We start from the raw sequence: 17167 nt of genomic DNA on the forward strand, positions 1-17167 counted from the left end.
CGGGCGGTCAGTAGCCGCCGTTCTGGGACGCGGGCTGCTTGGTGATCTTCTTGCCGTCGGTGCCCAGCACGAACCACTTGGCGCCGAAGGCGTCGACGCCTTGGCCGTTGGTCTGCCCGGCCTTCGTGTCGTCGGCGAACGTGTAGAGGGGCTGCCCCTTGTACGTCACCTGCTTCGAGCCGTCGCTGCGCTTGATGGTGTCGAGCAGCTTGCTGTCCACGCCGCCCTTGGCGACGAGCTTGCCGTCCGCCTTCAGCGGCGGCCACGCCTCCGCACAGGCGTCGTTGCAGGTGGACTTGTCCTTCTTGTCGGACTCGAACAGGTAGAGGGTGTGTCCCTTGTCGTTGACGAGGATCTTCCCCAGGGACGTGTTCTTGGTGGTCACCGTCACGGAGGACGCCGCCTTCTCCGCGTCGGGTCCGGCCGCGGCGTGGGCGACGGTCGACACCGACAGCAGCAGGGCCGATCCGGTGGCTGCGACAAGTGCTCTGGCCTTGATGTTCACGAGAATCCCCTCAGAAGGTCGGGGGCCGTTTCCGCTCTCAGGGCGCGCGTCACATGTGTTCCAGTACACAACGAAGCCCGCCGCCCGGCCACGCGGCGAGGCGGAGGCTCGTGTCAGGCCATCTCGGGCTGCGGCTCCGGGCGCAGGGCCGGGGTGGGCTTCGGGTCCCAGGTGCGGGTCGTGCGGAGGTAGCCGTAGATCACCGAGGCCATCGCGGCCAGCAGGAGGGGGCCGAAGAGCCAGGGGTGGCGCCCCATCTCCAGGGGGATGAAGCGGTACGACAGCAGGAGCGCGGTGAACACCGCGGCGCCGTGGGCGACCAGGCGGGCGCCCGCGCGGTCCCAGCCGCGGGACGTCGCGCGCAGGGCCGCCTCGATGGTGAGGGTGAAGACCACACCGGCGACGAGGTCGACGCCGTAGTGGTAGCCGAAGCCCAGGGTCGCGCCGAGGGTGGCGACCAGCCAGAACGTGCCGGCCCAGCGCAGCGGGCGGGGCCCTCGGCGGGAGTGGATGAAGATCGCGGTGGCCCAGGCCGTGTGCAGGCTGGGCATGCAGTTGCGCGGGGTGATCCCGTCGAAGGGGATCGGGTGCGGGGCGGCCAGGGTCGGCACCGTCTGGGGCCAGATGTCGGCCGTCGCCCAGGCACCGCCGTCGGGGCCGTACGCGAAGACCGGGCCGACCACCGGGAAGATCATGTAGATGCCGGGGCCCAGCAGGCCGATCACCAGGAACGTGCGCACCAGGTGGTGGCTCGGGAAGCGGCGTTCGGCCGCCACATGGCGCAGCTGGTAGAGCGCGACGAGGACCGCTGCGACCGCGAGCTGCACATAGACGTAGTCGAGGATGTGGGCGCCGACCGGGCCCGAGGCCTCCACGATCCGGCCGACGACCCAGGAGGGGTTGCCGAGCGCGTTGTCGGCGACGGCCACGTACGGGTCGAGCACCTGCGGCTGGGTCTTCGACGTGATCAGCAGCCAGGTGTCACCGGTCTTGCGCCCGGCCACCAGGAGCAGCGCCAGGCCGACGCCCTTGAGGAGCAGGAGGCGTTCGGCTCCCGTGCGGCGGGTGACGGCGACGACCGCGCAGCCGAGGACCACGCACAGCGCGCCGTTGCCGAAGGGGTGGCCCTCGTCCCCGCCCAGGACCGGCAGCGTGCCGGTGGCCCAGCGCACGGCGAGGACGGCCAGATCGATGCCGAGGGCGGCGCCGAGCGCGATGAGGCGTTCCCGCCAGGTGAGGACGACCATCATCAGGCCCATGCCCGCGTAGAGCAGGAAGCCGGATTTGGGTGGGAACGCGATCTCACGGACCTGGTTGGTGAGGGGGCCCGGCTCACCGTAGTGGCGGGCGGCCACCTCCAGTGCGATCAGGAACCCCAGGGCGACCACGCCCACGGCGGACCACACCAGCGCACGCTGCCGGCTGCCTATTCGCGCGAACGTCTGCGATGTGTTGGATATCAATGGTCTCGGCCGATGTGTGAAGGGCGGTCGTCAGCACTCGTTCGTGAGTTCGAGCATGGTACCGAAGCGCGGTGGGACGGATTTCGCGCTGCTCGGCCGCCCCCCGAGGGAGAGACGTCGAAGGGGCGTCGCACGTTGCCGCCCGCCCCGAAGTCGTATGTCAGGCCCTCATGGGGTCATGCGTCGAGTGGCTGTTCCGCCCAGATCGTCTTGCCCTTGGCCGACTGGCGGGTGCCCCAGCGCCGGGTGAGCTGGGCCACCAGCAGCAGGCCCCGGCCGCCCTCGTCGAAGCTGCGGGCGCGGCGCAGATGGGGGGCCGTGCTGCCGCCGTCGGACACCTCGCAGATGAGGGAGTCGTCGTGGGTGAGGTGGATCAGGCGCAGCTGGACGGGCGGCTGGGCGTGCCGGATGGCGTTGGTGACCAGTTCGCTGACGACCAGTTCCGTGACGAAGGCGGCCTCCTCCAGGTCCCACGCGTCGAGTTGGGCGAGCGCGTCCTTGCGGGCCTGGGCCACGGCGGACGGGGTGGCCGGCACGTCCCAGGTGGCGACCTGGGAGGCGTCCAGCGCGCGGGTGCGGGCGACGAGGAGGGCGACGTCGTCGGGCGGCCGGGACGGCAGCAGCTCGGTGAGGATCCGGTCGCACAGGGCGTCCAGGGTGGGTTCGGGGCTCGCCAGCAGGCCCCTCAGGCGGCGGACGCCCTCGTCCGCGCCGCCGGAGCGGGACCGGCCGCCGGGTGTGACCAGGCCGTTGGTGTAGAGGGCGAGCAGGCTGCCCTCGGGCAGGTCGACCTCGGCGCACTCGAAGGGCAGCCCGCCCACGCCCAGCGGCGGGCCCGAGGGCAGGTCGACGACGTCGGCGGTGCCTCCGGGGACGACCACGACCGGCGGCGGATGCCCGGCGCGGGCCAGCGAGCAGCGCCGGGAGATCGGGTCGTAGACCGCGTACAGGCAGGTCGCGCCGACCTCCCCCGCGCAGTCGGGGTACCGCTCGCGCGCCCGGCCGCCGTCCCGCTCCGTGGACAGCCGGGACACCAGGTCGTCGAGGTGGGTGAGCAGTTCGTCCGGGGCCAGGTCGATGTCGGCCAGGGTGCGTACGGCCGTCCGCAGCCGGCCCATGGTGGCGGAGGCGTGGATGCCGTGGCCGACGACGTCCCCGACGACCAGGGCCACCCGCGCCCCGGACAGCGGGATCACGTCGAACCAGTCGCCGCCGACCCCGGTGTGCGCGCCCGCCGGGAGGTAGCGGGAGGCGACCTCGACCGCCGCCTGCTCGGGCAGCCGCTGCGGCAGCAGACTGCGCTGCAGGGCGACCGAGCGGTCGCGTTCCCGGGTGTAGCGGCGGGCGTTGTCCATGCAGACGGTCGCCCGGGCCGCCAGCTCCTCCGCCAGCACCAGGTCGTCCCGCTGGAAGATCTCGGGGTGCCGGTGCCGGGCCAGGACGGCGACGCCCAGGGTGGTGCCGCGGGCCGTCAGCGGCACCGTCATCACCGAGTGGATGCCGAACTCCCTGACCCGGGCGGCCCGGACCGGGTCACGGGCGACGAGCGCGGTGATCGCCGGATGCGTCATCTCGTACACCGTGGCGTGGCCGGAGCGCAGCGTCTCGACCGGCGCGGAGCCCTCGGCGTACCGCTCCAGGGCGCCCAGCGCGGTGACCGCCTCGGGGACGCCGGGCGTCACCGACTGGTGGGCGGCCCGCAGCAGTTCGAGCGGGCCGGGCGGCGGGCCTCCGCCGCGCGCGGACGCGTCCGGTACGTCGTCCACGGCGGGCAGCAGGTCGACGGAGACGAAGTCGGCGAGTTCGGGGACGATGACGTCGGCCAGTTCCTGCGCGGTGCGCATCACGTCGAGGGTGCTGCCGATGCGCCGGCCCGCCTCGGCGATCAGCTGGAGCCGCTGCCGGGCCCAGTGCTGTTCGGTCATGTCGTGGGCGGTGAGGCAGACGCCCCGGACGGCGCCGGCGGCGTCCCGCAGCGGTGACATCACCAGCGACCAGGCGTGCGCCCGGGTCTCGCCGGCGGCGGGCAGGAAGTCCTCGTTGACCTGGGTCTCCCCGGTGCTCAGCACGCGGGCCATGCCCTGCTCGGCCCGCCGGCCGGCCGGTTCGTCCACGATCTCCTCGACGCGCAGGCCCACCATGTCGGCCTCGGAGAGGGCGACGGCGCGTTCCATGGCCCGGTTGGCCCGGCGCAGCCGCAGCCGGGTGTCGTACAGGGCGGTCGCACAGCAGGGCGACTGGGCGAAGCTCCAGCCGACGAACGGCTCGTCGCGCCGGTCCGGCGGAGTCTGCCGGGCGGTCAGCGCGCACACGCAGAACCACTCGCGCCGCCCGTTCTCCCCCGTCCGGTGGTGCGCCAGGACCTTGGTCGTGAGCGTACGGCCGTCGCGGTGCCGGAGGCGGACGGTGCCGTGCCAGCGCCGCAGCCGGGGGAACGGGGGCAGCTCGCGCCCGCGCGGGGGTTCGGCCAGCAGACCGGCCGCCGGACGGCCCACCACCTCGTGCGCCGGGTGGCCGAGAAGGCGCTCGGCGCCCGCGTTCCACCCGGTGACGGTGCCGTGTTCGTCGACGGTGACCCGGGCGGTCAGTTCCGCACCGACCAGGTCGTCGAGGTCGGACGGGGCCCGGGCGCCGGCGGCGGGCTCGTGCATGATCGCTCATCTCGCTCTCGGAGGGGTTCTGTCCGGCCCGCGCTCCGGCACTCCGGGCCGCGCCACCCTCCGCGCACCGTCGCGCCTCATCGGCGCGATCCGGTGGGGGCGCCGGAGGCGGCGGTCTGGCAGCCGGGGCACCACACGGTCGTCCGGCCGGCCACGCGGGTCCGGCGCAGCGGGGCGCGGCAGCGCGGGCAGTGCGGGTCGGGGTCGTCCCGGCGGCCGGTCAGCCAGGAGGCGCGCGGCGGGACGCGCCCGGTGGGCACGGCGGAGCGCAGGGTGCGCCGCATCTGCCGGTAGAGGCCCCCGCGGTCGGAGTCGGTCAGCTCGCGCACCGGACGGTCGGGACTCAGCCGGGCCCGCCACAGGATCTCGTCGGCGAGCAGATTGCCGAGCCCGGCGACGGCGGACTGGTCGAGCAGCACGCCCTTGACGGTGCCCCGGCGCCCGCGCAGGGCCTCCTCGAACCGCTCGCGGTCCACGTCCAGCGCGTCGGGCCCCTGCCCGGCCAGCAGCCGTACGACGTCGGACTCGTCCTCGGCCAGCCACAGGCCCCGGAGCTTGCGCTGGTCGCGATAGCGCAGGCGGCGGTCGCCGGACAGGGTGAACAGCACGCGGTCGTGGGGCTCCACCGGGTCGTCCGGCCCGGCGCACACCAGCGAGCCGGTCATACCGAAGTGCAGGGCCAGGGTGGGGCCGCCGGTACGGGCGAGCAGCCACTTGCCGTGCCGTTCGGCACCGGTGATCCGCCGGCCCTCCAGCGCCTCGCGCAGCCGCCGCGCGTCGACGCCGTGCAGCACGCCGGGGTCGCGCACCTCGATCCGGCGCACGGTCCGGCCCTTTGCGCAGGTCCGAAGTACGCCCCGGAAACCCTCGACGTCCGGCAGTTCGGGCATGACGGACGGCCTTCCTCAGGTGAATGCCGTACTTCTTATGATGTGCCCTTTTCCTCCGGCTCCTCACCTCGTGGGGCGGGCCGCTCCAGGACACGTCAGTGCACGGTGATCGTGTGGGTCTCGCTGATCTGGTCGACGTCCGAGGTGCGGACGGTCACCTTCATCTCCCAGGTCCCGGCGACGGGCAGGTTGAGGAAGCTGTTGCCCCAGTAGCCGCCCCGGTCGGTGAGACCGGCGTCGAGCGGGCCGATGTCCTGGGCGGGGTGGGTGAAGGAGATCCGCAGTTCGGGCACGGTCGAGACACCTCCGTCGGAGCCGTAGACCAGGGCCTCGATCGAGTTGTCGCCCACCCGGGCCGGGTCGATGGTGATCTGCACCGTGCCGCGTCCGCCGGGGGTGCCGACATCGAACGGCACATCGGTGACGGAGGCGCCGACGACCGCGGGCGCGGCGGTCGCCGCCTCGGCCTCCGCCCGGCCCGGCAGGGTGCTGGTCAGCAGCGTGGTGACCGCCAGCACGGCCGCGCCGACGGCGACCTCGGTGAGCACGGAGCGCCGCAGGGACCGGCGGTGCGCGGGGTCGGGGGTCTCCTCGGCGGCCGGGACCGGGGCGGAGGGCTCATCCGGCGGCTCCGGCGGGGCGGACGGCTCCGATGGGGCGGGTGACCCGGACGGTGAGCCCCCGGCTCCCACCGACACCTTGTCCCGCACCGCCGTCTCCGCCGGGACCGGCGTCTCCGCCCGGTCCACCGCCGTCGTCGTCTGCAGGGCCGTCCAGCGGCGGGACACGGCCGCCGCCGCGAGGAGCACGACGACCGCCATCAGCTTGATGGCCAGCAGCCTGCCGTACGTCGTGTCGGCGAGCGCGTCCCAGCCGCCGAGGCCGCGCCATGACTGGTAGACGCCGGTCACGACGAGGACGGTGACGGACGTGAACGCCAGGCGGGAGAACCGGCGTACCGCCTGCGCGGACAGGTCGGCGCGGTACAGGGTGACGAGCAGGGCCGCCAGACCGCCCAGCCAGACGGCGGTGGCGAGCAGGTGCAGCGCCGAGGAGGTCATGGCGACCGGCACCTGGATGCCGGCCGAGGCGTGCTCGCCGGCCGCCCAGGTCATGGCGAGGCCGGCCGCGAGCGCGGCGCCCGTCCAGCCGTAGGGCCTCCTCTGTCGGGACAGCCTGAGCAGATAGGCGCCGGCGGCCAGGAGGAGGGCGAGGCGGGCCAGCAGGGCGAGGCCGGGGCGGCCGGTCAGGGTGCGGACGGCCCCGTCGGCGTCGAACGCGCCGAGCGGGCCCTCGCCCGTCTCGTACGGGGCACGCAGCACCAGCAGGACCAGCGTGGCCGCGAGCAGCGCCCACCAGGACGTCCTCGACAGGCTGTGGAGAACCGTGACCCGGGTCGGACGGCAGACCGCGACGAAGGTGCCCGTGCCGATGAGCAGGGCGACGGCGAGATAGGCGAGATAGCGGGCGATGGTGTGCAGGGCCTTGGTGACCGGGTCCTCGGTGGGGCCGGTGATCACGGCGGCCGACGCGGTGACGGTGGCCTTGCCGACGGAGAAGGTGAACGCCCCGGACACCGGGTGGCTGTCGGCGGACACCACCCGCCAGGCCACCGTGTAGGTGCCCTGCTCCAGCCCTTCGGGGAGGGTCACCCGGGCGGTGTCGGCGCCGTCCGGGCCGTGCTCCGGCTCACCGGTGCGCAGCCGGCGGCCGTCGGGGTCGAGGACGCGGAAGGAGTCGTCGAGCAGGGCGACGGACTCGGTGAAGGTCAGGGTGAGCACCCGGGGCGCCGACTTCAGGACGGCGCCGTCCTCGGGGTCGGTGGTGCGCAGCGCGGCGTGCGCGGACGCGGGCCCGGCGCCGCCGAGGAGGAGCAGGACCAGCAGGGGGCCCAGCAGGAGCGCCCGCCGCAGCCTCCGGCGTCCCGCTCCTCGTCCGTCCGCACACGTCACACCGCATCTCCGCCTTCGGTCCGCACCGCCTCCCGGTACATACGGACGCGACGGGCTCCGTGCTCACCGGTCGGCCCGGTCACCATCCGGGCCGTGCGGACACCCCGCCGTCCACCACGAGATCGTGCCCGGTGATCCAGGACGCCAGGCCCGAGGCCAGGAACACGCAGGCGTCGCCCACGTCCCGCGCACGACCCAGCCGTCCCAGGGGCGCCGCCGCCCGCCATCGTGCCACCCCGTCCGGCCACGCCCACTCCAGCCCCTCGCGGTGCACGAGGCCGGGCGAGACCGTGTTGACGCGGATGCCGTGCGGTCCGTACTCCTGGGCCGCCGTGCGGGCGTGGGCCACCACCGCCGCCTTGGAGGCGCCGTAGTGGGCGTGCAGCGGGGCCGGGCGGGCCGCCTCGACGGAGGCGATGTGGGTGACCGAACCGCCGCCTGGCCGGCCTCGCATGATCTCCGCGGCGGCGCGGGTGCAGGCGAAGACGCCGGACAGGTTGGCGTCCACCACGGCCCGCCAGTCGGCCGCGGTCATCTCCTCGAGACCCAAAGTCGGCTGCACGCCCGCGTTGTTCACCAGGGCGGTGAGGCCGCCGCCCCATTCGGCGGCCTCGGCGACCAGCCGCCGGCAGGCGTCCTCGTCGGTCAGGTCGGCGGTCAGGACGACGGCCCGGCCGCCCGCCTCCCGGATGCGCCCGGCGAGTTCGTCGGCCGCCTCCCGTGAGGTGCGGCAGTGCAGGGCGACCGCCGCGCCCTCCTCCGCGAACCGGGCCGCGATGCCCTGCCCGATGCCGCCGCCCGCGCCCGTGACCAGGGCGATCTGTCCGTCGAGAAGTCCGCTCATGGACGGCACAGTTCCGCGATCCGGGCGCTCTCGTGGGGATAGCGCGCCGAGAGGTCCGCCAGGTCGCCGTGCTGGTAGTCCCCATAGGTGAAGCCCGGGGCCATGGTGCAGCCGAAGAAGGCCCAGGAGCCCCCGGCCGCCACCCGGGCGCCCATCCAGGTGCCGGCCGGCACGGTGAGCTGGGGGTGCTGGCCGCTCGCTATGCCGTGGCCCAGGATCTCGGTGCGGGAGGTGCCGTCGGGGCCGAGGAGCAGCATCTCCATGGGGTCCCCGAGGTAGAAGTGCCAGACCTCGTCCGACGGCAGGCGGTGCAGGGCCGAGTAGTCGTCCGCGGTGAGCAGGACGACGATCGCGGTGCCCTGCGGCCGCCCGTCGGGCTGTTCGGGTCCGGCCCAGGTACGGCGGAACAGCCCGCCCTCACGCGGGATCGGCTCCAGGCGGTAGTGCGCGACGAGTTCCTCGGGCGTCATCCCCCACAAGCTACCTCCCGCGTGAGGAAGGCGAGTTGGGCTTCCTTGCGCGGGAGGTACACATCGGGCAGGTCGACCTCCGGCAGGACGACGACCGGCCCGGCGGTGAAGCCCTGCCGCAGGAAGCGGGCCACGGCCTTCTCGTTGCGCACGTCGGGGTCGACGACCACCCGTGTCCGGCCCAGCGTGCGGAAGACGTAGTCGGCGACGACGGTGAGCAGGGCGGAGGTCCAGCCGGGCCGCGCCCCGCCGGGTCCGGCCGGGGCGAGCAGCAGATGCAGGCCGAGGTCGCCGGGGCGGACCTCGTAGCACTCGCCGACCCGGTCCGCGTCGGGCTCGTACGTCTGCAGCAGGGCGACCGGGTCGCCGTCGCGCTCGACGAGGAAGGCGTGGTGGGTGTCGAGGCCGGCCATATGGGCGTAGATCTCGGCGACCTGGTCCCGTGTCAGGCCGGTCATGCCCCAGAAGACGGCGCGTTCCTCACGCACCCAGGTGTGCACGGTCCCGGCGTCGGTGTGCGGGTCGAGGGGGCGGACGGTGACGGTGCCGAAGCCGTCGACGGCCTGCCGGTGGACGGCGGCGGCGGGCGCGGGGGCGGCCGTGGGCAGGTCAGACATCGGTCTCCTTCTCGAACGCGGTGAAGTCGGTGACGACGGGGACCAGTTCGCCCCGCAGCCACAGCGGCAGCTGGTCGCGGTGGTGGGGCGAGCCGGGGACGCCGGACGCCCCGAGCGGGACGACCCAGCGGCTCGCCTCGCGGTCGGCCAGGTCCCAGACGTAGCGGGCGGCGGGGCCGCGCGCGCTCAGGTCGGTGAGGCCGGGCACGGTGGAGGTGCACAGGACGCAGTCGTGGTCGCCGGAGAGGGCGGGCTGCTCTGCCGCCGGGTCGGGCAGGGCCCGCCAGGGGACGAGCCGGTGGGTGTCGCCCCAGGTGGGCGCGGACGCGGTGTCCCCGGCGACCTCCTCGACGGCCGCACGCACCACCTCGGCGCGGTCGACGCCGTAGAGATCGTCGGCGCGCAGCAGGTGTTCGAGGGCGAAGGCGACGCGGGGGAGCAGGGCGAGCCAGGGGAGCAGGACGTCGGGGTAGGCGGGCGGGACGGTCAGCGCGGCGAAGGCGGGGTGCGCCGCGATCCGGCGGACGACCGCGCCGCGCACCCGTGCGTAGAGGGCGGCGGCCTCGCTGTCCGCGTCCATCCGGCGGTCCCAGGCGAGGAGCGCCCGGCGGACACGGTCGGCCGCGGGGCTGAGGGTCTCCAGGGGGGCCAGGAGATCGAGCAGGGCGGCAGCCGAGGCCAGGTGGGTGTCCATGTGGAGGGCGGGCATGTCGGCGGCGGACCAGCGCTCCTTCGCCGCCAGCAGGGCGTTGATGCGGTCGGCGCGATGGGGTGCGGCGAACTCAACGCCGAGGGGGGTGGCGAGGCCGCGCTGGTTGGCCATGGCGGCGACACCGTCGGTGAGACCGCCGCGCGGGGTCTCGTGCCAGCCGTGCCACGCGTGTCCGGGCTCCCAGGCGGGCACCGGGTGGAGCCGGTTGGCGGTGGAGCGGACGGGCACCTTCCCGGCGACGCGGTGCAGCAGGCCGCCCTCGGTGTCGGCGGCCTGGACGACGTTGACGGGTTCCGTCCACGTGTCGAAGGCGCGGTCGACGTCGGCGACCCGGCGGGCCCGCAGCAGGGGCAGCAGGGCGCCGAAGCCGAGGTCGCCGGTGACGCGGGGCGGGTGGCGCAGGGCGAGGGCCAGGGACGGGTCGTCGTCGCCTGCGGGGTCCGGGCCGGAGGGACCGTCGGGCAGTCCTTCCGGGCCACCCACGACGACCGGTCCCCGGGCCGTCTCGATCACCTCGACCTCGACCGGGTCCTCCCCCGCGACCTCCACGGTCTCGGTGTGCCGGGAGGCGCGCCGCCACACCCCGTCCGGGTCGAGGGCCTCGACGCCCGCCCCGGTGCGCCGCAGCCGCTCGCGGTACAGGTCCTGGTAGTCGGCCATGGCGTTGGTGATGGCCCAGGCGACCGAGCCGGTGTGCCCGAAGTGGGCGATGCCGGGGACACCGGGGACGGCGAGGCCGACGACGTCGAACTCCGGGCAGGACAGGTGGATCTGCTGGTAGACGCCGGGTTCCTCGATGAAGCGGTGCGGGTCGCCGGCGATGACGGCCTGCCCGGTCACGGTCCGTTCGCCGCTCACGAGCCAGCCGTTGCTGCCGGAGGTGCCCGGCCCGTCGGTGGCGAACAGGCCGACCGCGTCCGCGCCCAGCTGCCGCCGCACCCGCTCGCGCCAGAGCTTGGCCGGGAACCCGGCGAACAGCAGGTGCACGCCCAGCCACACGCCGAACGGCGTCCAGGGCTCCCAGCGCCCCGGGGCCAGCCCGGTCCGCGCGAACTCCGGTGTGCGGCGGGCGCCTTCGGCCAGGCCCTCGTTCACCCCGTCGACGTACGCCCGTACCCAGTCCGCGGTCTCGGGGTCCCGCTCCTCCAGCGCGGCGAAGCAGCGGCGCGCGGTGTCGTCGAGGCGGACCCGGCGTACGAGCACGTCCCAGGAGAGGGACTCGGCGCCGAGGAAGGACGCGGAGGTGCCGCGTGCCCGGTGCCGTTCCACCTCCAGCTGCCAGGCCCGGTCGAGGGCGGTGACCCGGCCCTGGGCACGGGCGAGTTCGGTCACCCCGGCCGCCCGCAGATGCGGAATGCCCCAGGCGTCACGGAAGATCTCGCCGGTCACCTGCACCCCTCCCTTGCTTTAGGTTAGCCTTGCCTAAGTCATTATCGGTGCCGGAATGGTACGGGAACGGGGAGCGGGTCATGGCGCAGGGGCACGGCTGGGAGGGCGCGGTCCTGAAGCTGCTGCGCGCCAAGGACTTCACGTTCACCGTGACGGGCGCCGAGGACGTCACCGCGGCCTACCGCCGGGTGCGTCTCACGGACGGCGGCATGCTCGCGGCGACCGGCGTCCACCCCACCCTGTGGGTCCGGCTCTGGTTCGACAACGCGGGCAAGCCCCATCAGCGCGCCTACACCCTGGTCGACCCGGACCCGGCGGCCGGCACCTTCAGCCTGGAGTTCGCCCTGCACGAGGGCGTCGCCAGCGACTGGGCGCGCGGCGCGAAGCCGGGCGACACCGTCGAGGCGACCGTGCACGGCACCGGCTTCACCGACCCCGACCCGGCGCCCTCGCATGTCTTCGCCGTCGCCGACGCCGCCTCCCTGCCCGCCCTCAACTCCCTGCTGGGCGCGTTCGACGGGGCCCCGGCCACCGTGTGGTTCGAGGGCGAGCGCGACGGCCTCCCCTTCCGCGCCGACCCGGCCCGCCACGACGTACGGGCCGTGCCGCGGCAGGACGCGGGGGCGCACCTCGTCGCCACGGTGAAGGAGGCCCTGCCCGGCCTGCTCGGGGCCACCCCCGACCCGTACGTCTGGATCGCCTGCGACACGGCGACGACCCGCGCCCTGACCGCGTACGTCCGCAAGGAGCTCGGGCTGCCGAAGCAGCGGGTGAACGCGCTGGGCTACTGGCGCCCCTGACCGGCGGGGAAGCCCCCGCGCGCGTCCCGGCGGCCCGCGCGGCATGATCGGGGCATGGACGTCACCCTGCATCTCGCCCAGGACCCGGAGGCCGACGCGCTCCTCGGCCGCAGCCCGCTCGCCGCGCTGGTCGGCATGCTGCTGGACCAGCAGGTGCCGATGGAGTGGGCGTTCAAGGGGCCGCGCACGATCGCGGACCGGCTCGGCACGGACGACCTCGACGCGCACGACATCGCCGCCCAGGACCCCGACGCGTTCGCCGCCCTGCTCTCCGAGAAGCCGGCCGTGCACCGCTACCCGGGCTCCATGGCCAAGCGGATCCAGCAGCTGTGCCAGTACCTGGTCGAGCACTACGACGGTGAGGCCGAGCTCGTCTGGAAGGGCGTCGACGACGGCCGTGAACTGCTGCGCCGGCTCCAGGAGCTGCCCGGGTTCGGCAAGCAGAAGGCGCAGATCTTTCTCGCCCTGCTGGGCAAGCAGCTCGGCGTACGACCACGGGGCTGGCGGGAGGCCGCCGGCGCCTACGGCGAGCCGGATTCCTTCCGGTCCGTCGCCGACATCACCGGACCGGAGTCGCTGACCAAGGTGCGGGCGCACAAGCAGGAGATGAAGGCGGCCGCGAAGGCGGCGAAGGCGTCCCGCGCCTGACGCCCGTCTAGGCCGTGCGGGGGTTTCTCGCCCCAAGGCGATGAACGGCGGAGGGGCCGGGGGGACATGACCTTCCGTGAGCACCGCACGGAGTGGAGCGCGCGGCCGGGTCTGGCCGCGCATCGTCGTGCTGCTGCTCGCGCTGCTGGTGCCGGGAGCGCACGCCCAGGCCCACGCCCTGCCGGTGGCCGTGACGGTCGAGGCCGAGGCCGTCGAGCACGACGCCCTCGACACCACCCTGCGGCCACCGGCCCGCTCCGCCCGCCGCGCGGGCGCCCCTCTCGCGGTCCGGCCCTGCCCGCTGCCGCCACCGCGCCCGGCCCCCGCCGCCGGCCGGGCGGACGACCGTCCGGTGGCCGCCCCGCACGTCCCGCCCCTCCCGGACACCGTCGTCCTGCGCTGCTGACCGTCCTCCGCGTGAAGGCCCGTCGGCACCACAGGAGGAGCACAGCCATGCCCACCGATCCCTACGCCGTTCTGCGCGCCCTGCTGCGCGCGGAGGCGGCGCGCACCGCCCCGAGGCCCGGGGCCCGGAAGAAGGAGCCGCCGCGTCCCCCCGAGGAACGGAGGCGCGGCTGAGACCGGCGCGGCGGGGGCGGACTTCTCCGGGTCACCGCCTCCGCCGCGCCGTCCCGAACAGGGACCGGGTGATCTCCCGGCCGATCTGGGTGCCGACCGACCGGGCGAGGGACTTGAACATGCCGCTGCCGACGACCTGCTCGACGACCGAGCGGTCCTCGTCCTTCCCGGCCTTGCGACGAGGGGCCTCGCCCCCGCGCTCCCCCTCATCGACCATCTCGTCGGGCCCCTTGCCGGGCCTCCGCTCCCCGGTGATCTCGTCCGGGCCCTTCCCGGGCCGGGGCTCCTGGAGCTTTTCGTACGCGGACTCCCTGTCCACAGCCTGTGCATACCGCTTATGCAGCGCGGATTCGGTCACCGCCCGGTCCAGCGCCTCCGCCTCCAGCGGGCCCATCAGCGACTCGGGGGCCCGCAGCCGGGTCGCGGCCACCGGGGTCGGGGCGCCCTTCTCGCTGAGGACGGTCACCACGGCCTCGCCGGTGCCCAGCCCGGTGAGCAGTTCCTCCAGGTCGTACGGCGAGTCGGGGAACGTCTTCACCGTGGCCCTGAGCGCCTTCTGATCGTCCGGGGTGAAGGCGCGCAGCGCGTGCTGGACGCGGTTGCCGAGCTGTCCGAGCACCTCGGCGGGTACGTCCTTCGGGGTCTGCGTCACGAAGAAGACGCCGACTCCTTTCGAGCGAATCAGCCGCACGGTCCGCGTGATGGCGTCCAGGAACGCCTTGGACGCGTCGTCGAACAGCAGATGCGCCTCGTCGAAGAAGAACACCAGCTTCGGCCGGTCGGCGTCCCCGACCTCGGGCAGATCGTGGAAGAGGTCGGCGAGCAGCCACATCAGGAACGTCGAGAAGAGCCGGGGCCGGTCCTGGACGGCGGCGAGTTCGAGGACCGACACCATGCCCCGCCCGTCCGGTGCCGTCCGCAGCAGCTCGGCCGTGTCGAACTCCGGCTCCCCGAAGAAGTCGCCCATGCCCTCCGCCTCGACGGCGGTCAGGGAGCGCAGGATCACTCCGGCGGTGGCGGTGGACAGGCCGCCGATGTTCTTCAGCTCCGCCTTGCCTTCGTCGGAGGTGAGGAAGGCGACGACCGCCCGCAGGTCCTTGAGGTCGATCAGCTCCAGGCCCTTGGTGTCGGCGTAGTGGAAGATCAGGCCGAGCGACTGCTCCTGGGTCTGGTTGAGCTGGAGCACCTTGGACAGCAGCACCGGGCCGAAGCTGGTGATGGTGGCGCGCACGGGGACGCCGTGCCCGATGCCGCCCAGCGCGAGGAACTCGGCGGGGAAACCGGTGCCCTGCCACGGCTGGTGCACCTCGGCGGCCCGGGAGCGGACCTTGTCGTTGGGCTGTCCGGGTGCCGCGATCCCCGACAGGTCGCCCTTGACGTCGGCGAGGAAGACGGGCACGCCCTGCGCGGACAGCTGCTCGGCGATGAGCTGGAGGGTCTTGGTCTTGCCGGTGCCGGTGGCGCCCGCGACGAGGCCGTGCCGGTTGAGCATGGTCAGTGGCACCCGGATCTGGGCGTCGGGCAGGCAGGTCCCGTCCCAGAGCAGGGCGCCGAGGTCGAGCGCGGACCCCGTGAAGGCGTATCCGGCGGCGATCTCCAGGGCCTCCTGCGGGAGGGCGGGGGCACCGGTCCGGGTGCCGGGCGCCGGGGGCGCCGCCCCGGTCCCGGGGGCGTTCCTGCGGTCGCTCATGTCCGCTCTCCCCCACGGCCTTCGCCGTTTCGTCACGTTCTGCCCGATCTTTTCCAGCGTCGCACTCCGTCGCCATGGCTGCGCCCGGAACGTCTCGACCGGTAGGCTTTCCGTGTGATCTTCAAGCGCATCGGAAACGGCCGGCCGTACCCCGACCACGGCCGGGAAAGCACCCGGCAGTGGGCGGACGTCGCTCCGCGCCCGGTCCGCCTCGATCAGCTCGTGACGACCAAGGGCCAACTCGACCTCGAGACCCTGCTGGCCGAGGACTCCACGTTCTACGGCGACCTCTTCGCGCATGTCGTGAAGTGGCAGGGCGACCTGTATCTCGAGGACGGTCTGCACCGAGCGGTCCGTGCGGCACTCCAGCAGCGCCAGGTGCTGCACGCGAGAGTGCTGGAACTGGACTGAGGCCGGGCCGACACGGCCGGACCTCGCCCGCATTGACCCTTTCGGGTTGGACCGCGCGGCTGCGAATGATCATCTAGTAGGCATTGCCGCCCGGGCGCACTACGCTGCGCCCATGAGCATGCTGACTCCCCCCGGCATGGGTGGCCAATACCGGATCAAGGGGGACAAGTACCCACGGATGCGGCGTCGTCGGCCGCGCGGCAGGCTCGTCCTGCTCGGCGCTGCCTCCCTCGCCGGCCTCGGCCTGGTCGGCTGGGGCACGCTCCAGCTCGTCGACGTCTTCACCGGCGGCGGCGGCACGGCGTCCGCGGCCGGCGCCAAGAGCGACTGCTCGACGAAGGCGACGGCCTCGCCGTCCGCCGCGCCGAAGCTCCCGAAGCCGGACGCGATCACCGTCAACGTCCTCAACGCCACGACCCGCGGCGGGCTGGCGAAGAAGACCGCGGACGAGCTGAAGAAGCGCGGCTTCAAGATCGGCGACGTGGGCAACGCCAGCAAGGAGTACGACAAGAAGGTCAAGGGCACCGGTCTGCTGCTCGGCCCGGCCTCCTCGCTGAACACCTCGCTGCCGGTCCTCGCGACCCAGCTGACCGCCGCCGAGCGCCGCACCGACGCGGCCCGCAAGGGCGCCGCCGTCGACCTGATCATCGGCGACGCGTTCAAGGAGCTGACGAAGAAGGCGGACGCCACCAAGGCCCTGACCGCGCTGGCCGAGCCCGAGCCGACGCCCGCCTCGTCGAAGAAGGGGTGCTGAGGGGCGCCGCAGCGCCTACTCGGCGGCGCCGTACAGGCGGTCGCCCGCGTCGCCGAGGCCGGGCACGATGTACCCGTTCTCGTTGAGACGCTCGTCCACGGCGGCCGTCACCACCGTCACCGGCGTGCCCGCCAGCTCGCGCTCCATCAGCTCCACGCCCTCGGGCGCGGCAAGGAGGACCACGGCGGTCACGTCGTCCGCGCCGCGCTTGATCAGCTCCTGGATGGCCGCGACCAGGGTGCCGCCGGTGGCGAGCATCGGGTCGAGGACGTACACCTGACGCCCGGAGAGGTCCTCCGGCATCCGCGAGGCGTACGTGGACGCCTGGAGCGTCTCCTCGTCGCGGATCATGCCCAGGAAGCCGACCTCGGCGGTGGGCAGCAGCCGCACCATGCCGTCCAGCATGCCGAGTCCGGCCCGCAGGATCGGCACCACCAGCGGGCGCGGGTGGGAGAGCTTCACACCGGTGGTCTCGGTGACGGGGGTCGCGATGTCGACCGCCTCGGTCCGCACGTCCCGCGTGGCCTCGTAGGCGAGCAGGGTGACCAGTTCGTCGGCGAGCCGGCGGAAGGTCGCGGAGTCGGTGCGGCGGTCGCGCAGCGTGGTGAGCTTGTGGGCGACCAGAGGGTGGTCGACGACGTGGAGACGCATGTCCACAACAGTAACCGGGCCCGGTATGCCCGGCGCCCCCACACACGGCAAGCCCGCGGACCGCGGTTCACCCTCGCGCTGGCATCAAACCGCCCGTCGGGGGGAATGTGGGAGGGACCGCGACCGGGGGTG

Annotated in this window: 17 protein-coding genes; 6 read left to right on the top strand and 11 right to left on the bottom strand. The window is 74.0% G+C overall.

Going from position 1 to position 17167, the window contains the following annotated elements:
- Window positions 1-7: 7 nt before the first annotated feature.
- The 9 genes from KBY32_RS14855 to KBY32_RS14895 all read right to left on the bottom strand — a co-directional run bounded on the left by KBY32_RS14855 (window position 8) and on the right by KBY32_RS14895 (window position 11502).
- Window positions 8-505: a hypothetical protein gene (locus tag KBY32_RS14855; protein ID WP_308293732.1), complete on the bottom strand. Its 498-nt coding sequence runs from the start codon at window positions 503-505 to the stop codon at window positions 8-10.
- Between the two features lie 113 nt (window positions 506-618).
- Entirely contained in the window at window positions 619-1914 is a 1296-nt protein-coding gene (locus KBY32_RS14860) for a phosphatase PAP2 family protein (RefSeq protein ID WP_247689521.1), read from the bottom strand.
- A gap of 230 nt (window positions 1915-2144) precedes the next feature.
- Entirely contained in the window at window positions 2145-4619 is a 2475-nt protein-coding gene (locus KBY32_RS14865) for a SpoIIE family protein phosphatase (protein ID WP_210980391.1), read from the bottom strand.
- An 86-nt stretch (window positions 4620-4705) separates the two neighbouring features.
- A complete protein-coding gene (locus KBY32_RS14870) occupies window positions 4706-5518 on the bottom strand; it encodes an Fpg/Nei family DNA glycosylase (protein ID WP_210980392.1) in 813 nt (270 codons plus the stop codon).
- Between the two features lie 95 nt (window positions 5519-5613).
- Window positions 5614-7470: a copper resistance protein CopC gene (locus tag KBY32_RS14875; RefSeq protein ID WP_308293733.1), complete on the bottom strand. Its 1857-nt coding sequence runs from the start codon at window positions 7468-7470 to the stop codon at window positions 5614-5616.
- Between the two features lie 79 nt (window positions 7471-7549).
- A complete protein-coding gene (locus tag KBY32_RS14880; RefSeq protein WP_210980393.1) occupies window positions 7550-8314 on the bottom strand; it encodes an SDR family NAD(P)-dependent oxidoreductase in 765 nt (254 codons plus the stop codon).
- On the bottom strand, window positions 8311-8784 hold the full coding sequence (locus KBY32_RS14885) for a cupin domain-containing protein (RefSeq protein ID WP_210980394.1): 474 nt from the start codon (window positions 8782-8784) through the stop codon (window positions 8311-8313). Before KBY32_RS14885 ends, KBY32_RS14880 begins: the two co-directional genes overlap by 4 nt.
- Window positions 8781-9401, bottom strand: coding sequence for a GNAT family N-acetyltransferase (locus tag KBY32_RS14890; protein WP_210980395.1), 621 nt, complete (start codon window positions 9399-9401; stop codon window positions 8781-8783). Before KBY32_RS14890 ends, KBY32_RS14885 begins: the two co-directional genes overlap by 4 nt.
- Entirely contained in the window at window positions 9394-11502 is a 2109-nt protein-coding gene (locus KBY32_RS14895; protein WP_210980396.1) for a penicillin acylase family protein, read from the bottom strand. Before KBY32_RS14895 ends, KBY32_RS14890 begins: the two co-directional genes overlap by 8 nt.
- 80 nt (window positions 11503-11582) lie before the next feature.
- On the opposite strand from KBY32_RS14895, the gene KBY32_RS14900 reads away from it, so the two are divergent.
- From KBY32_RS14900 to KBY32_RS35695, 4 genes are all read left to right on the top strand, one after another.
- Window positions 11583-12302: a siderophore-interacting protein gene (locus KBY32_RS14900; RefSeq protein ID WP_210980397.1), complete on the top strand. Its 720-nt coding sequence runs from the start codon at window positions 11583-11585 to the stop codon at window positions 12300-12302.
- 54 nt (window positions 12303-12356) lie between these two features.
- Entirely contained in the window at window positions 12357-12950 is a 594-nt protein-coding gene (locus KBY32_RS14905; RefSeq protein WP_108707652.1) for an HhH-GPD-type base excision DNA repair protein, read from the top strand.
- A gap of 76 nt (window positions 12951-13026) precedes the next feature.
- Window positions 13027-13356, top strand: coding sequence for a hypothetical protein (locus KBY32_RS14910; RefSeq protein WP_210980398.1), 330 nt, complete (start codon window positions 13027-13029; stop codon window positions 13354-13356).
- Window positions 13357-13403: 47 nt separating this feature from the next.
- Complete coding sequence (locus KBY32_RS35695) at window positions 13404-13529, top strand: hypothetical protein (RefSeq protein WP_282108001.1); 126 nt, start codon at window positions 13404-13406, stop codon at window positions 13527-13529.
- A 31-nt stretch (window positions 13530-13560) separates the two neighbouring features.
- Here KBY32_RS35695 and KBY32_RS14915 read toward each other — a convergent pair whose 3' ends face one another.
- A complete protein-coding gene (locus KBY32_RS14915; protein WP_210980399.1) occupies window positions 13561-15219 on the bottom strand; it encodes a helicase HerA-like domain-containing protein in 1659 nt (552 codons plus the stop codon).
- A 114-nt stretch (window positions 15220-15333) separates the two neighbouring features.
- On the opposite strand from KBY32_RS14915, the gene KBY32_RS14920 reads away from it, so the two are divergent.
- Together KBY32_RS14920 and KBY32_RS14925 are read left to right on the top strand one after the other, a co-directional pair.
- The gene (locus tag KBY32_RS14920; protein ID WP_003999914.1) at window positions 15334-15630 is read left to right on the top strand and encodes a type II toxin-antitoxin system VapB family antitoxin; all 297 of its coding nucleotides are present in this window, start codon (window positions 15334-15336) and stop codon (window positions 15628-15630) included.
- Window positions 15631-15742: 112 nt separating this feature from the next.
- Window positions 15743-16384 carry a LytR C-terminal domain-containing protein gene (locus KBY32_RS14925; protein WP_247689490.1) on the top strand — a complete coding sequence of 214 codons (642 nt, stop codon included), beginning with the start codon at window positions 15743-15745 and terminating at the stop codon, window positions 16382-16384.
- Window positions 16385-16399: 15 nt separating this feature from the next.
- Here the strand turns inward: KBY32_RS14925 and upp are convergent, their stop codons facing one another.
- Complete coding sequence (gene upp, locus KBY32_RS14930) at window positions 16400-17035, bottom strand: uracil phosphoribosyltransferase (protein ID WP_055625271.1); 636 nt, start codon at window positions 17033-17035, stop codon at window positions 16400-16402.
- Window positions 17036-17167 lie beyond the last annotated feature (132 nt).

The sequence above is a fragment of the Streptomyces sp. RK62 genome (assembly GCF_018070255.1).
Lineage (GTDB): Bacteria > Actinomycetota > Actinomycetes > Streptomycetales > Streptomycetaceae > Streptomyces > Streptomyces nigra.

Excerpts from the sequence above, each read along its gene's own strand:
- KBY32_RS14865 (WP_210980391.1), bottom strand. The coding sequence starts at position 4,619 with ATGCACGAGCCCGCCGCCGGCGCCCGGGCCCCGTCCGACCTCGACGAC.
- KBY32_RS14870 (WP_210980392.1), bottom strand. The coding sequence starts at position 5,518 with ATGCCCGAACTGCCGGACGTCGAGGGTTTCCGGGGCGTACTTCGGACC.
- KBY32_RS14880 (WP_210980393.1), bottom strand. The coding sequence starts at position 8,314 with ATGAGCGGACTTCTCGACGGACAGATCGCCCTGGTCACGGGCGCGGGC.
- KBY32_RS14885 (WP_210980394.1), bottom strand. The coding sequence starts at position 8,784 with ATGACGCCCGAGGAACTCGTCGCGCACTACCGCCTGGAGCCGATCCCG.
- KBY32_RS14890 (WP_210980395.1), bottom strand. The coding sequence starts at position 9,401 with ATGTCTGACCTGCCCACGGCCGCCCCCGCGCCCGCCGCCGCCGTCCAC.
- KBY32_RS14900 (WP_210980397.1), top strand. The coding sequence starts at position 11,583 with ATGGCGCAGGGGCACGGCTGGGAGGGCGCGGTCCTGAAGCTGCTGCGC.
- KBY32_RS14905 (WP_108707652.1), top strand. The coding sequence starts at position 12,357 with ATGGACGTCACCCTGCATCTCGCCCAGGACCCGGAGGCCGACGCGCTC.
- KBY32_RS35695 (WP_282108001.1), top strand. The coding sequence starts at position 13,404 with ATGCCCACCGATCCCTACGCCGTTCTGCGCGCCCTGCTGCGCGCGGAG.
- KBY32_RS14915 (WP_210980399.1), bottom strand. The coding sequence starts at position 15,219 with ATGAGCGACCGCAGGAACGCCCCCGGGACCGGGGCGGCGCCCCCGGCG.
- KBY32_RS14925 (WP_247689490.1), top strand. The coding sequence starts at position 15,743 with ATGAGCATGCTGACTCCCCCCGGCATGGGTGGCCAATACCGGATCAAG.
- upp (WP_055625271.1), bottom strand. The coding sequence starts at position 17,035 with ATGCGTCTCCACGTCGTCGACCACCCTCTGGTCGCCCACAAGCTCACC.